Source organism: Nesterenkonia sedimenti (assembly GCF_012641515.1).
Lineage (GTDB): Bacteria > Actinomycetota > Actinomycetes > Actinomycetales > Micrococcaceae > Nesterenkonia > Nesterenkonia sedimenti.
In genome coordinates this window covers 93,583-107,429 of record NZ_JABAHY010000002.1, presented here as the reverse complement: position 1 = coordinate 107,429, position 13,847 = coordinate 93,583, and the positions used below count along the sequence as shown (strand labels likewise).

Sequence of the window (13,847 nt, the reverse complement as noted above, 5' to 3'; positions counted from 1 at the left end):
GATCACTCACCACTCTCTCGGCTGATCACGCGTGCCTTCATGGGCAGCTTGTGGATTGCCAGACGGAGGGCCTCTTTGGCGACCTCATCGCTGACACCGGACAGCTCGAACATCACGCGTCCGGGCTTAACGTTGGCGACCCACCATTCGGGTGAACCCTTACCGGAGCCCATACGGACTTCGGCAGGTTTCTTGGTCAGCGGGTGGTCGGGGTAGATATTGATCCACACCTTGCCACCACGCTTGATGTGACGGGTCATGGCGATACGTGCCGACTCGATCTGGCGGTTGGTCACGTATGCAGGGGCCAGGGCCTGGATGCCGTACTCGCCGAAGGCCAGTTCGGTGCCACCCTTTGCCCGGCCGCCGCGCTTGGGCTTATGCGGCTTGCGGTACTTGACGCGCTTGGGCATCAACATCAGTTCTGCCCTCCTTCAGCAGAAGCGGCGGGTGCGGTCTCGGCTGCTGCAGGTGCAGCTGCCTCGCCACGACCCCGGCCGGCACCACGACGACGGCGCTCACCGCCGCGGCCACCCCGGTCGCCCCGGCCGCGGCCGGAGGGCTGGGAGGCCTGCTGTGCAGCAAGTTCCTTCGCGGTGAGGTCGCCCTTGTAGACCCAGACCTTCACGCCGATGCGGCCGAAGGTGGTCTTGGCCTCGTGCTTACCGAAGTCGATATTTGCACGCAGGGTGTGCAGGGGCACCCGGCCTTCACGGTAGAACTCGGAACGGGACATCTCGGCACCGCCCAGACGACCGGAGCACTGGATACGAATACCCTTGGCGCCGGCGCGCATTGCGGAGGAGATGGCCTTCTTCATGGCGCGGCGGAAAGCCACGCGGGCGGCGAGCTGCTCGGCGACACCCTGGGCGACCAGCTGTGCATCGGTCTCGGGGTTCTTGACCTCGAGGATGTTCAGCTGGATCTGCTTACCTGTGAGCTTTTCCAGTTCGCTGCGGATGCGGTCTGCTTCGGCACCGCGGCGGCCGATGACGATGCCCGGCCGGGCGGTGTGGATGTCCACGCGGACCCGGTCACGGGTGCGCTCAATCTCGACCTTGGAGATACCGGCGCGCTCGACGCTCTTCTCCAGCAGTTCGCGGATCTGGACATCCTCTTTCACGAAGTCCTTGTAGCGCTGACCCGGCTTGGATGAGTCGGCGTACCAGTGGGAGACGTGGTCAGTGGTGATGCCCAGACGGAAACCATTGGGGTTGATCTTCTGTCCCACTACTGATCTCCACCTTTCTCTTCTGTGCCGACCACGATGGTCACGTGGCTGGTGCGCTTGTTGATGCGGAAGGCGCGCCCCTGAGCACGGGGGCGGAACCGCTTCATGGTGGGGCCTTCGTCGACGCGTGCTTCGGTGATGACGTAGTCGTCCTCATTGAAGGCGACACCGGCCTTGTCGGCGTGCTGGCGGGCGTTGGCCATGGCGGATGCGACCACCTTGTAGACCGGCTCCGAGGCGCCCTGGGGGGCGAACTTCAGAATTGCCAGTGCCTCATTGGCCTGCTTGCCGCGGACAAGGTCGACGACGCGCCGGGCCTTCATAGGCGTCACACGCACATAGCGCGCAATTGCCTTGGCTTCCATTGCTTTCCTTCTCTCGTCTTTTCGAAGAAGTTCAAACGGTCACTGTTCCCGAAGGGATCAGCGGCGCTTGCCCTTCTTGTCGTCCTTCACGTGTCCGCGGAACGCCCGAGTCGGAGCGAATTCGCCGAGCTTGTGCCCGACCATGGACTCGGTGATGAACACGGGGATGTGCTTGCGTCCGTCGTGCACGGCGATGGTGTGGCCGAGCATGTCCGGGATGATCATGGAACGGCGGGACCAGGTCTTGATGACATTCTTGGTGCCCTTTTCGTTCTCAGCGGCGACCTTCAGGTACAGGTGCTGATCAACGAAGGGGCCCTTCTTCAGGCTGCGTGGCATGTTTCCAGGCTCCTATCGCTTGTTCTTCTTGGTGCGGCGACGGCGCACGATGAGCTTGTCGCTTTCCTTATTCGGGCGCCGGGTGCGGCCCTCGGGCTTGCCGTTGGGGTTGACCGGGTGGCGTCCACCGGAGGTCTTGCCCTCACCACCACCGTGGGGGTGGTCGACCGGGTTCATGACAACACCACGGACTGTCGGGCGAACGCCCTTCCAGCGCATGCGGCCTGCCTTGCCCCAGCTGATGTTGGACTGCTCGGCGTTGCCCACCTGGCCGACGGTGGCGCGGCAGCGCACGTCGACGTTGCGGACCTCGCCGGAGGGCAGTCGCAGCTGGGCGTATTTGCCCTCACGGGCGACCAGCTGGATGGATGCACCTGCGGACCGGCCGAGCTTGGCACCGCCGCCGGGGCGCAGCTCCACAGCGTGGATGACAGTACCCAGGGGGATGTTGCGCAGCGGCAGGTTGTTGCCGGGCTTGATGTCTGCATTCGGACCGGACTCGATGGCGTCGCCCTGCTTCAGCTTGGCCGGAGCCAGGATGTAGCGCTTGGTGCCGTCAACGTAGTGCAGCAGAGCGATGCGGGCGGTGCGGTTGGGGTCGTATTCGATGTGAGCGACCTTGGCCGGCACGCCGTCCTTGTCGGAGCGGCGGAAGTCGATCAGACGGTACTGGCGCTTGTGGCCACCGCCCTTGTGCCGGGTAGTGATCTTGCCCGAGCTGTTACGACCACCGGTCTTGGACAGCGGCTTGAGCAGGGACTTCTCCGGGGTGTCCCGGGTGACCTCTGCGAAGTCGGCCACCGAGGAGCCACGCTGGCCCGGGGTGGTCGGCTTGAGATTACGGATTGCCATGTTCTTTCTCTTCCTCGATCAAGTGGGTCCGGCTGCGTCAAGCAGCGGTCCCTCCGAAGATGTCGATTGCGTAGCCCTCTTTGAGGGTCACGATTGCCCGCTTGGTGTCGTTGCGCTTACCCCAGCCGTAGCGGGTGCGGCGGCGCTTGCCCTCGCGGTTGTTGGTGTTGACCTTCTCGACCTTGACGCCGAAGATCTTCTCCACGGCGTATTTGATCTCGGGCTTGGAGGCCCCGGTCGCGACGAGGAAGGTGTACTTGCCCTCGTCGATGTTGTTGTAGGACTTCTCAGAGATCACCGGAGCGATGATGACATCGCGGGGATCCTTCTCAGTCAGGACGCTCACTTGGCCTCCTCCTTCTTGCCCTGGGCGTGTGCCAGGAAGGCATCGTAGCCGGCCTGGGTGAACACAACGTCATCGGAGACGAGAACGTCGTAGGTGTTCAGCTGGTCAGCGTAGAGCGCGTGGACATCGGGCAGGTTGCGCACCGAAAGTGCGGCTGCGTCGTCGTTGCGGTCCAGAACGATCAGCCAGTTGCGGTTGGCACCGCCGATGGAAGCCAGGGCTTCCTTGGCTGCCTTAGTGGAGGGGGTCTCCCCCACCAGGGTGTCCACCACGTGGATGCGTCCGTTGCGGGCCCGGTCGGAGAGGGCACCGCGCAGGGCGGCGGCCTTCATCTTCTTGGGAGTCCGCTGGGCGTAGCTGCGGGGCTGGGGTCCGTGGACTACACCGCCGCCGACCATGTGGGGGGCGATCATGGAGCCCTGACGAGCCCGGCCGGTGCCCTTCTGCCGGAACGGCTTGGCAGTGGTGCCGGAGCGCTCGGAGCGGGTCTTGGTTTTGTGCGTGCCGGAGCGGGCAGCTGCCTGCTGGGCGACGACGACCTGGTGGATCAGCGCGTTGTTGGTTTCGACGTCGAAGATCTCAGCGGGGAGATCGACGCTTACCTTAGTGGTTGCCATGGGGTCATGCTCCCTTCACAGCCGTGCGGACGAGGATCACGCCGCCCTTGGGGCCGGGGACAGCGCCCTTGATGAGCAGCAGGTTCTTCTCGGCGTCCACGGCGTGGAGTGTGAGGTTGTGCGTGGTGTGGCGGACGTTGCCCATCCGGCCGGCCATGCGGAGTCCCTTGAAGACGCGGCCGGGAGTGGCAGCACCACCGATGGCACCGGGCTTGCGGTGGTTCTTGTGCTGACCGTGGGAGGCTCCGACACCGGCGAAGCCGTGACGCTTCATAACGCCGGCGAAGCCCTTACCCTTGGTCTTGCCGATGACGTCGACCTTCTGGCCGGACTCGAAAGCCTCGACGGACAGGTCCTGGCCGAGCTCGTACTCGGCGGCGTCGGAGGTGCGGATTTCGACCAGGTGGCGGCGGGGAGTGACCCCGGCCTTGGCGAAGTGGCCGGCCAGCGGCTGGGTCACCTTGCGGGGATCGATGGCGCCGAAGCCAATCTGCACGGCGGAGTAGCCGTCAGTCTCTTCGTTGCGGATCTGGGTGACCACGTTGGAGTCGGCCTGGATGACGGTGACGGGGATGAAGTTGTTGTTCTCATCCCAGACCTGGGTCATGCCGAGCTTCGTGCCCAGCAGTCCCTTAACAGGCAGTTCAGTGCGGGAAATGTTGGTCATAGTTCTCTCAGCACCCCCTTCTAAAGCTTGATCTCGATGTTGACGTCTGCGGGCAGGTCGAGACGCATCAGGGAGTCGACTGCCTTGGGAGTCGGGTCCACGATGTCGATCAGACGCTTATGAGTGCGCATCTCGAAGTGCTCGCGAGAGTCCTTGTACTTATGCGGTGAACGGATAACGGTGTACACGTTCTTCTCAGTCGGCAGCGGCACGGGGCCGACGACTGTGGCGCCTGCGCGCGTGACCGTGTCGACGATCTTCCGGGCCGAGGTGTCGATGACCTCGTGGTCATACGACTTCAGCCGGATGCGGATTTTCTGTCCCGCCATGGCGTTGAGCCTCTTTCTGACTTGGCTTCCAATACGTCTGGGTTTCGGCGCAGGCCATACGCAAAGGGACGCATTAGTCCTCAGAAAGAAGAGCTGTCAAACACCTTCTGCTGTTATGGCCTGACCGAACAGCGTGAATCCGGGATGATCCGGGGTGTTCCCGCTGCTGGCGTCCGGTCCCCGCGGTCGGGCGTGTCGCTTTGATGCTCAGAATTCTGGGCACAGCAACACCCGTGGGGACCGGGTAGATTTTTCGTCATACGCGTCAGGCATCAGCCCGTACGCAACTTATCTATCATGACACACGAAAACCCCCAGCGCAAATGCTGGGGGTTTTCGTAGGCCTAGAGGCTGGCTAAGGCATCAAGATTACTCGATGATCTTGGTGACCTTGCCGGAGCCCACGGTGCGGCCACCCTCACGGATGGCGAAGCCGAGGCCGTCCTCCATAGCGATGGGCTGGATGAGCTCAACGGTCATCTCGGTGTTGTCACCGGGCATAACCATCTCAGTGCCCTCGGGCAGCTCGATAACACCGGTCACGTCAGTAGTCCGGAAGTAGAACTGCGGACGGTAGTTGGTGTAGAAGGGGTTGTGACGGCCACCCTCATCCTTGGACAGGATGTAGACGTTGGCCTCGAACTTGGTGTGCGGGGTGATGGAGCCGGGAGCGGCAACAACCTGACCGCGCTCGACGTCGTCACGCTTCAGACCGCGAAGCAGCAGACCGCAGTTCTCGCCGGCCCATGCCTCGTCGAGCTGCTTGTGGAACATCTCGATACCGGTGACGGTGGTCTTCTGCTTGTCGCGGATACCGAGGATCTCGACCTCGGAGTTGATGGACAGGGTGCCGCGCTCGGCGCGACCGGTGACCACAGTACCGCGACCGGTGATGGTGAAGACGTCCTCGATGGGCATGAGGAAGGGCTTGTCCTTGTCACGCTCCGGCTCGGGGATGTACTCGTCAACAGCCTCCATGAGGTCTTCAACGGTCTTGACCCACTCGGCGTCGCCCTCGAGAGCCTTCAGGCCGGAGGTGCGGATAACCGGAGCCTCGTCGCCGTCGAACTCCTGCTCGGACAGCAGCTCGCGGACCTCCATCTCGACGAGGTCGAGGAGCTCCTCGTCCTCAACCATGTCGGACTTGTTGAGGGCAACCAGCAGCTGAGGCACGCCAACCTGGCGGGCCAGCAGCACGTGCTCACGAGTCTGGGCCATCGGACCGTCAGTTGCGGCCACAACGAGGATGGCGCCGTCCATCTGAGCAGCACCGGTGATCATGTTCTTGACGTAGTCGGCGTGACCGGGGGCGTCAACGTGTGCGTAGTGACGCTTCTCGGTCTGGTACTCAACGTGGGAAACGTTGATGGTAATGCCGCGCTCGCGCTCCTCGGGAGCGTTGTCAATGCCGGCGAAGTCCTTGGCCTCGTTGAGGTCGGGGTACTTGTCGGCGAGCACCTTGGAGATAGCAGCAGTCAGCGTGGTCTTGCCGTGGTCAACGTGACCGATGGTGCCGATGTTGAGGTGAGGCTTGTTCCGCTCGAACTTTGCCTTGGCCACTGGTTCCTCCTATAGAACGTGGTTTTTCAGTAAGACTTACTTCAGGCAGGGGGTGTCCCAGGCTGAAACTCTCGCAAGTCTACTAATTTCGGTGGTTTTGGGGAAATTTAGTTGATGCGCCGAATTACTCGCCGCGGTTCTTTTCAATGATTTCGTCAGCCACTGCCTTTGGCGCCTCTGCGTAGGAGTCAAAGGTCATGGTGAAGACTGCGCGACCCTGGGTGCGGGAGCGCAGCTCACCGATGTAGCCGAACATCTCCGACAGCGGCACAGTGGCCTTGACGACCTTGACTCCTGCGGCGTCTTCCATGGACTGGATCTGGCCGCGGCGGGAGTTGAGGTCACCGATGACATCGCCCATGTACTCCTCGGGAGTACGGACTTCCACTGCCATGGTGGGCTCGAGCAGCACCGGCTTGGCGCGCTTGACGCCCTCCTTGAAGGCCTGGGAGCCGGCGAGCTTGAACGCCATCTCGGAGGAGTCGACGTCGTGGTACTGACCGTCCTTCAGGGTGGCCTTGACGCCAACCATCGGGTAGCCAGCCAGAACGCCGAGCTGCATGGCGTCCTGGATACCGGCGTCAACACTGGGGATGTACTCGCGCGGGATACGACCGCCGGTGACGGCGTTCTCGAACTCGTACATCTCGTCCCCATCGGTCTCCAGGGGCTCGAAGTCGAGGATGACCTTTGCGAACTGACCGGAACCACCGGTCTGCTTCTTGTGGGTGTACTCGACGCTCTCTGCCTTCTGGCGGATGGTTTCGCGGTATGCCACCTGGGGCTTACCGACGTTTGCCTCCACCTTGAACTCGCGCTTCATGCGGTCCACGAAGACATCGAGGTGGAGCTCGCCCATACCGCCGATGACGGTCTGGCCGGTCTCCTCGTCCAGGGACACGGTGAAGGTCGGGTCCTCGGCCACCAGCTTCTGGATGGCGGTGGAGAGCTTCTCCTGGTCGCCCTTGGACTTCGGCTCGATAGCCACGTTGATCACGGGCTCCGGGAAGCTCATGGACTCCAGAACAATCGGGTCATCCGGGTTGGAGAGGGTGTCACCGGTGGTGACGTCCTTCAGACCGATGACCGCGTAGATGTGGCCGGCCTGAACCTCTTCAACCGGGTTCTCCTTATTGGCGTGCATCTGGAAGAGCTTCCCGATGCGCTCCTTCTTGTTCTTGGTGGTGTTCAGGATCTGGGTACCCGAGGACAGCTTGCCGGAGTAGACCCGGATGAAGGTCAGCTGACCGAAGAACGGGTGGGAGGCGATCTTGAAGACCAGTGCGGAGAAGGGATCTTCCTTGGAGGGCTTACGGGTGAGGACCTTCTCCTCATCGCCCATTGCGTGGCCTTCCATGGAGGAGATGTCTGCCGGGGAGGGCAGGTAGTCCACGACGGCGTCGAGCATCGGCTGCACACCGCGGTTCTTGAACGCGGAGCCGCAGAAGACGGGGTATGCCTCACCGGCGACGGTGAGCTTACGGATACCGTCCTTGAGCTCGTCGATGGTGAGCTCTTCACCCTCGAGGTACTTCTCCATGAGCGCCTCGTCGGCCTCGGCAACGGCCTCGATGAGCTCGTTGCGGTACTCCTCGGCACGCTCCTTGAGGTCCTCGGGGATCTCCTGGGTCTCGTACTCAGCGCCCATGGTTACATCGCCCTTGGCGTCGCCGGGCCAGACCAGAGCCTTCATCTGCAGGAGGTCGACAACACCGACGAAGTCGTTCTCTGCACCGATGGGCAGCTGCATCACCAGCGGCTTGGCGCCGAGGCGGTCCTTGATGGTGTCCAGGGTGAAGTAGTAGTCAGCACCGAGCTTGTCCATCTTGTTGACGAAGCAGATACGCGGCACGTTGTATTTATCGGCCTGGCGCCAGACAGTCTCGGACTGCGGCTCCACACCCTCCTTGGCGTCGAAGACTGCCACTGCGCCGTCGAGCACGCGCAGCGAACGCTCCACCTCAACGGTGAAGTCGACGTGACCGGGGGTGTCGATGATGTTGATCTGGTTGTTCTCCCAGAAGCAGGTCACTGCGGCGGAGGTGATGGTGATGCCGCGTTCCTTCTCCTGCTCCATCCAGTCGGTGGTGGATGCACCGTCGTGGGTCTCACCGATCTTGTGGTTCAGGCCGGTGTAGAACAGGATACGTTCGGTGGTGGTGGTCTTACCGGCGTCGATGTGAGCCATGATGCCGATATTGCGGACCTTCTTCAGGTCAGTGAGCACCTCTTGTTGTGCCACAGTGTTTCCCCTTAGTGGTTTAGCTTCTGGGTGTTCCTGGGTTTACCAGCGGTAATGAGCGAAGGCCTTGTTGGCCTCTGCCATCTTGTGGGTGTCTTCGCGGCGCTTCACAGCGGCGCCCAGACCGTTGGATGCGTCGAGGATCTCGTTCATCAGACGCTCGGTCATGGTCTTCTCGCGGCGGTCCTGGGCGTAGCCGACCAGCCAGCGCAGGGCCAGTGCGGTTGCACGGCCAGGCTTGACCTCCACGGGCACCTGGTAGGTAGCACCGCCGACGCGGCGGGAGCGGACCTCCAGTGCGGGGCGAACGTTATCCATGGCTGTCTTGAGGACATCCACGGGGTTCTCGCTGGTCTTGGTGGCAACACCGTCGAGGGCACCGTAGACGATGCGTTCTGCGGTGGACTTCTTGCCGTCGCGCAGGACCTTGTTGATCAGCTGGGTGACCAGCGGGGATCCGTGAACGGGGTCCTGGACGAGGGGGCGCTTCGGAGCGGGTCCTTTACGAGGCATTACTTCTTCTCCTTCTTGGCGCCGTAGCGGCTGCGGGCCTGGCCACGACCCTTGACACCCTGGGTGTCGAGGGCGCCGCGGACGATCTTGTAGCGAACACCGGGGAGGTCCTTCACACGACCACCGCGAACGAGCACGATGGAGTGCTCCTGCAGGTTGTGTCCCTCACCGGGGATGTAAGCGGTCACTTCCACACCGCCGCCGAGGCGGACACGGGCCACCTTGCGGAGTGCGGAGTTCGGCTTCTTGGGGGTGGTGGTGTACACACGAGTGCAGACACCACGGCGCATCGGGGAGCCCTGAAGGGCCGGGGTAGCGTTCTTGGCGGGCTTGGGGTTCCGCCCCTTGCGCACCAGCTGCTGAATAGTAGGCACTATGCAATCTCCGTTGTTGTCAGGTCTTTGTGGCCGTCTTCGGCCGGGGCACGTCTCTGCGCGGGGGAAAGCTCCACGTCGTCTTCAGGCCCGAGACCTCTAAACGCGGCTGAGCATGAAAATGGGTGGCATTTGTTGCGCACCTTCCCCGCAACCCGGACCGAGTCCTACTGCCACACAGAAACAATCGAGTTAACAATACCAGTATTCCGCGCATCCCGCTAACTAGCGGGCTACCACTCCCCCACCAGTAACGCAGAAGGCCCGGGAGGCTCTCCATGAGGAGTCCTGCCCGGGCCTTTCTGGATATTTGGTTTTCGTAGGGTTTTGATCTTTTCCTAGGTCTATAGGCCTACGATTTCAGCAAAACCCTACGAAAACTTGTCACCGAAAGTCGACGTCGGTGCTGTAGTCCTCCAGCGGGATGGCGTGGAACTCGCTGTCCCCCTCAGCTCCGGCGTAGTCGAAGCTGGAGCCGTAGAGGCTCGGACCGGTGAACAGGTTGGCCTTGGCCTCCTCAGTGGGGTCCACCTGGGTCTGGGTGTAGCGGTCCAGGCCGGTGCCGGCGGGGATCAGCTTACCGATGATCACGTTCTCCTTCAGGCCCAGCAGCGGATCGGACTTGCCTTCCATTGCTGCCTGGGTGAGCACCCGGGTGGTCTCCTGGAAGGAGGCCGCGGAGAGCCAGGAGTCGGTGGCCAGCGAAGCCTTGGTGATACCCATGAGCTCGTCACGGCCGGAGGCCGGGCGCTGACCCTGCTCGAAGGCTGCCTTATTGGCCTGCTGGAAGCGGAACCGGTCGGCCAGCTCGCCGGGCAGGAGGTTGGTCTCGCCCGACTCGATGACGGTGATCCGGCGCAGCATCTGCCGCACGATGACCTCCACGTGCTTGTCGTGGATGCCCACACCCTGGGACTGGTAGACCTCCTGGACCTCTGCGACCAGGAACTTCTGGGCAGCCCGGGGGCCGAGCACACGCAGGACCTGCTTGGGGTCAACGTGACCGCGGACCAGCTGAGTGCCGACCTCCACGTGGGCGGTGCCGGAGTTGTCGGCACCGAGGTCGATCAGCAGACGGGAGCTACGCAGCACCGGGTAGACCTGCTCCTCGGAGCCGTCGTCCGGAACCAGCACCAGCCGGGCCTGCTTCTCGTCCTCCTCGTAGCGGACCCGTCCGGAGGACTCGGCGATCGGCGCGACACCCTTAGGTGTACGTGCCTCGAAGAGCTCCTGGATACGGGGCAGACCCTGGGTGATGTCGTCTGCGGAGGCGACACCACCGGAGTGGAAGGTACGCATGGTCAGCTGGGTACCGGGCTCACCGATGGACTGTGCGGCGATAATGCCGACTGCCTCACCGACGTCGACCCGGTGGCCGGCTGCCATGGAGCGTCCGTAGCAGGCGGCACAGGTGCCGACCGGGGACTCACAGGTCAGCACGGAGCGGACCTTGATGGTCTTCACACCGGCTTCGAAGAGCTTCTCGATCAGCACATCGCCGACCTCGGTGCCTGCCTCGGCCAGGACCTCACCGTTGGCATCTGCCACGGTTTCGGCCAGGGTCCGGGAGTAGGCGGAGGTTTCGACCATCTTGTGCAGCTCGAACTCCTCGCCGTCGGCGAGCTCCTCGCTGATGTACTTCCGGCCGGACTTCACCAGCACGCCGTCGGGGCGCAGAACATCTGCGTGGGCGTAGTTCTTCGGCTGGGCGATCGGCACGGAGAGGCCGCGGCTGGTGCCACAGTCCTCATCGCGGACGATGACGTCCTGGGAGACGTCGACCAGACGTCGGGTGAGATAACCGGAGTTAGCGGTCTTCAGCGCGGTATCGGCCAGACCCTTACGGGCACCGTGGGTCGCGATGAAGTACTCCAGAACGGTCAGGCCCTCACGGTAGGAGGACTTGATCGGCCGCGGGATGATGTCACCCTTGGGGTTTGTCACCAGGCCACGGATACCTGCGATCTGACGAATCTGGTTCCAGTTACCACGTGCTCCGGAGGTGACCGTGCGGTTGATGTTGTTCAGGGAGTCCATCCCCTCCATCATCGCCTGCTCGATCTCGGAAGTGGCCTTGCCCCAGATCTCCTGCAGCTCCTGGGTACGGTTCTCCTTGCCGATGAAGCCGAGTCCGAACTCTTCCTCGACCTTGGCGACCTGAGCCTCGTACTTCTCCATGATGGCGGCCTTGTCGAAGTCGGAGGTGATATCCGAAATCGCCACGGTCACACCGGAACGGGTAGACCAGTAGAAGCCGGCGTCCTTGAGGTTGTCCAGGGTCTGTGCAACCTGCACGGTGGAGTACCGCTCGGAGATGTCGTTGATCAGCGAGCCCAAGGCCTTCTTATCGGCGACCTTGTCCTGCCAGGGGTAGTCGGTAGGCAGCAGCTCGTTGAACAGCACCTTGCCGAGAGTGGTCTCGATGAGGGCAAGCTGGCCCTCTTCCCAACCCTCGGGAGCGGGCACCTGCTTGGAGGGCGTGAAGCCTTCCACGGCGATCTTCACCGGAGCGTTCAGGTGCAGCTGCTTGAGGTCGAAGGCCATCTGAGCCTCACCCACGGAGGAGAAGACCCGGCCTGCGCCTGTCTCGTCCTCGCGGACGGTGGTCAGGTGGTGCAGACCGATGATCATGTCCTGTGCGGGCAGGGCCACCGGGCGACCGTCGGAGGGCTTGAGGATGTTGTTCGAGGACAGCATCAGGATGCGGGCCTCGGCCTGAGCCTCCGGTCCCAGCGGCAGGTGCACTGCCATCTGGTCACCGTCGAAGTCGGCGTTGAACGCAGCACAGACCAGCGGGTGCAGCTGCAGGGCCTTACCCTCAACCAGCTGCGGCTCGAAGGCCTGGATACCCAGACGGTGCAGGGTAGGTGCACGGTTCAGCAGCACCGGGTGCTCGGTGATGACCTCTTCAAGCACATCCCAGACCTGAGCGCGCTGGCGCTCGACCATCCGCTTGGCGGACTTGATGTTCTGGGCGTGGTTGAGGTCCACCAGCCGCTTCATCACGAAGGGCTTGAACAGCTCCAGTGCCATTTGCTTGGGCAGACCGCACTCGTGCAGCTTCAGCTGCGGGCCAACGACGATAACCGAACGGCCGGAGTAGTCAACACGCTTACCGAGCAGGTTCTGACGGAAACGACCCTGCTTACCCTTCAGCATGTCCGAGAGCGACTTCAGCGGGCGGTTGCCGGGTCCGGTGACCGGGCGGCCGCGACGGCCGTTGTCGAACAGGGAGTCCACCGACTCCTGCAGCATCCGCTTCTCGTTGTTGATGATGATCTCGGGTGCACCGAGGTCCAGCAGACGCTTCAGGCGGTTGTTGCGGTTGATCACACGACGGTAGAGGTCGTTGAGGTCAGAGGTCGCGAAGCGGCCACCGTCCAGCTGAACCATCGGGCGGATCTCCGGCGGGATCACCGGAACGGCCTCGAGGACCATACCGGTGGGCGAGTTGCCGTTGACCAGGAAGGCGTTGAGCACCTTCAGGCGCTTCAGGGCACGGGTCTTGCGCTGGCCCTTGCCGGTGGCAATAGTCTCGCGCAGGTTCTCGGCCTCTGCCTCCATATCGAAGGTGGCCAGGCGCTTCTGGATGGCCTCGGCACCCATGAAGCCCTCGAAGTACTGACCGTACTTGGCCCGCATCTCGCGGAAGAGGGTCTCGTCACCTTCGAGGTCGCCGACCTTGATGTTCTTGAAGCGGTCCCAGACGTTCTGGATCTGCTCGATCTCAGAGTCTGCGCGCTTGCGCAGCTGGGCCATCTGCTTCTCTTTGGTCTCGCGGAACTTCTTCTTCTCCGCGGCCTTGGCGCCCTCGGACTCCAGCTCAGCCAGACCGTCCTCGAGCTCCTTGGAGATCGCGGCGATATCGGCGTCCCGCTGGGAGGTGAGGTGGTTGACCTCCTGGTCGACCTCGGCCTGCAGGTTGGGCAGGTCCTCGTGACGACGGTCGTCGTCGACCCTGGTGATCATGTAGGCGGCGAAGTAGATGACCTTCTCGAGGTCCTTCGGCGCCAGGTCCAGGAGGTAGCCCAGGCGGGAGGGCACGCCCTTGAAGTACCAGATGTGAGTCACGGGGGCGGCCAGCTCGATGTGGCCCATCCGCTCACGGCGGACCTTCGAGCGGGTGACCTCCACGCCGCAGCGCTCACATTTGATGCCCTTGAAGCGCACGCGCTTGTACTTACCGCAGTAGCACTCCCAGTCCCGGGAAGGTCCGAAGATCTTCTCGCAGAACAGGCCGTCCTTCTCCGGCTTCAGGGTGCGGTAGTTGATGGTCTCGGGCTTCTTGACCTCGCCGTAGGTCCACCGCATGATGTCGTCGGTGGTGGCCAGCCCGATGCGCATTGTGTCGAATGAGGATTCAGTGGACATAGTCCGGTATCTCTCTTTTCTTCTCTAAAAATTCGTCAAGC

Annotated in this window: 14 protein-coding genes; all 14 read right to left on the bottom strand. The window is 62.8% G+C overall.

What is annotated here, in order from left to right; all coding sequences use genetic code 11:
* Nucleotides 1–2: 2 nt before the first annotated feature.
* Complete coding sequence (gene rplP, locus HGQ17_RS03410) at nucleotides 3–419, bottom strand: 50S ribosomal protein L16 (protein WP_168886565.1); 417 nt, start codon at nucleotides 417–419, stop codon at nucleotides 3–5.
* Entirely contained in the window at nucleotides 419–1,231 is an 813-nt protein-coding gene (gene rpsC / locus HGQ17_RS03405) for a 30S ribosomal protein S3 (protein ID WP_168886564.1), read from the bottom strand. Before rpsC ends, rplP begins: the two co-directional genes overlap by 1 nt.
* Nucleotides 1,231–1,596, bottom strand: coding sequence for a 50S ribosomal protein L22 (gene rplV, locus HGQ17_RS03400; RefSeq protein ID WP_168886563.1), 366 nt, complete (start codon nucleotides 1,594–1,596; stop codon nucleotides 1,231–1,233). Before rplV ends, rpsC begins: the two co-directional genes overlap by 1 nt.
* A gap of 57 nt (nucleotides 1,597–1,653) precedes the next feature.
* Nucleotides 1,654–1,935 (bottom strand): 30S ribosomal protein S19, encoded by a 282-nt coding sequence (gene rpsS, locus HGQ17_RS03395; RefSeq protein WP_168886562.1) that lies wholly within the window; start codon nucleotides 1,933–1,935, stop codon nucleotides 1,654–1,656.
* Nucleotides 1,936–1,947: 12 nt separating this feature from the next.
* The gene (gene rplB / locus HGQ17_RS03390; RefSeq protein WP_168886561.1) at nucleotides 1,948–2,787 is read right to left on the bottom strand and encodes a 50S ribosomal protein L2; all 840 of its coding nucleotides are present in this window, start codon (nucleotides 2,785–2,787) and stop codon (nucleotides 1,948–1,950) included.
* Between the two features lie 37 nt (nucleotides 2,788–2,824).
* Nucleotides 2,825–3,133, bottom strand: coding sequence for a 50S ribosomal protein L23 (gene rplW / locus HGQ17_RS03385; RefSeq protein WP_168886560.1), 309 nt, complete (start codon nucleotides 3,131–3,133; stop codon nucleotides 2,825–2,827).
* On the bottom strand, nucleotides 3,130–3,750 hold the full coding sequence (gene rplD, locus HGQ17_RS03380) for a 50S ribosomal protein L4 (RefSeq protein ID WP_168886559.1): 621 nt from the start codon (nucleotides 3,748–3,750) through the stop codon (nucleotides 3,130–3,132). Before rplD ends, rplW begins: the two co-directional genes overlap by 4 nt.
* A 4-nt stretch (nucleotides 3,751–3,754) precedes the next feature.
* Nucleotides 3,755–4,417, bottom strand: coding sequence for a 50S ribosomal protein L3 (gene rplC / locus HGQ17_RS03375; protein WP_168886558.1), 663 nt, complete (start codon nucleotides 4,415–4,417; stop codon nucleotides 3,755–3,757).
* 20 nt (nucleotides 4,418–4,437) lie between these two features.
* Nucleotides 4,438–4,746, bottom strand: coding sequence for a 30S ribosomal protein S10 (gene rpsJ, locus HGQ17_RS03370; RefSeq protein WP_119902480.1), 309 nt, complete (start codon nucleotides 4,744–4,746; stop codon nucleotides 4,438–4,440).
* A 369-nt stretch (nucleotides 4,747–5,115) separates the two neighbouring features.
* Nucleotides 5,116–6,306, bottom strand: a complete 1,191-nt coding sequence (tuf, locus tag HGQ17_RS03365) for an elongation factor Tu (RefSeq protein ID WP_168886557.1) — start codon at nucleotides 6,304–6,306, stop codon at nucleotides 5,116–5,118.
* 124 nt (nucleotides 6,307–6,430) lie between these two features.
* A complete protein-coding gene (gene fusA, locus HGQ17_RS03360; RefSeq protein WP_168886556.1) occupies nucleotides 6,431–8,548 on the bottom strand; it encodes an elongation factor G in 2,118 nt (705 codons plus the stop codon).
* 42 nt (nucleotides 8,549–8,590) lie between these two features.
* Nucleotides 8,591–9,061, bottom strand: a complete 471-nt coding sequence (gene rpsG / locus HGQ17_RS03355) for a 30S ribosomal protein S7 (RefSeq protein ID WP_168886555.1) — start codon at nucleotides 9,059–9,061, stop codon at nucleotides 8,591–8,593.
* Nucleotides 9,061–9,435 carry a 30S ribosomal protein S12 gene (rpsL, locus tag HGQ17_RS03350; protein ID WP_168886554.1) on the bottom strand — a complete coding sequence of 125 codons (375 nt, stop codon included), beginning with the start codon at nucleotides 9,433–9,435 and terminating at the stop codon, nucleotides 9,061–9,063. Before rpsL ends, rpsG begins: the two co-directional genes overlap by 1 nt.
* 384 nt (nucleotides 9,436–9,819) lie before the next feature.
* Entirely contained in the window at nucleotides 9,820–13,806 is a 3,987-nt protein-coding gene (rpoC, locus tag HGQ17_RS03345) for a DNA-directed RNA polymerase subunit beta' (protein ID WP_168886553.1), read from the bottom strand.
* Nucleotides 13,807–13,847 lie beyond the last annotated feature (41 nt).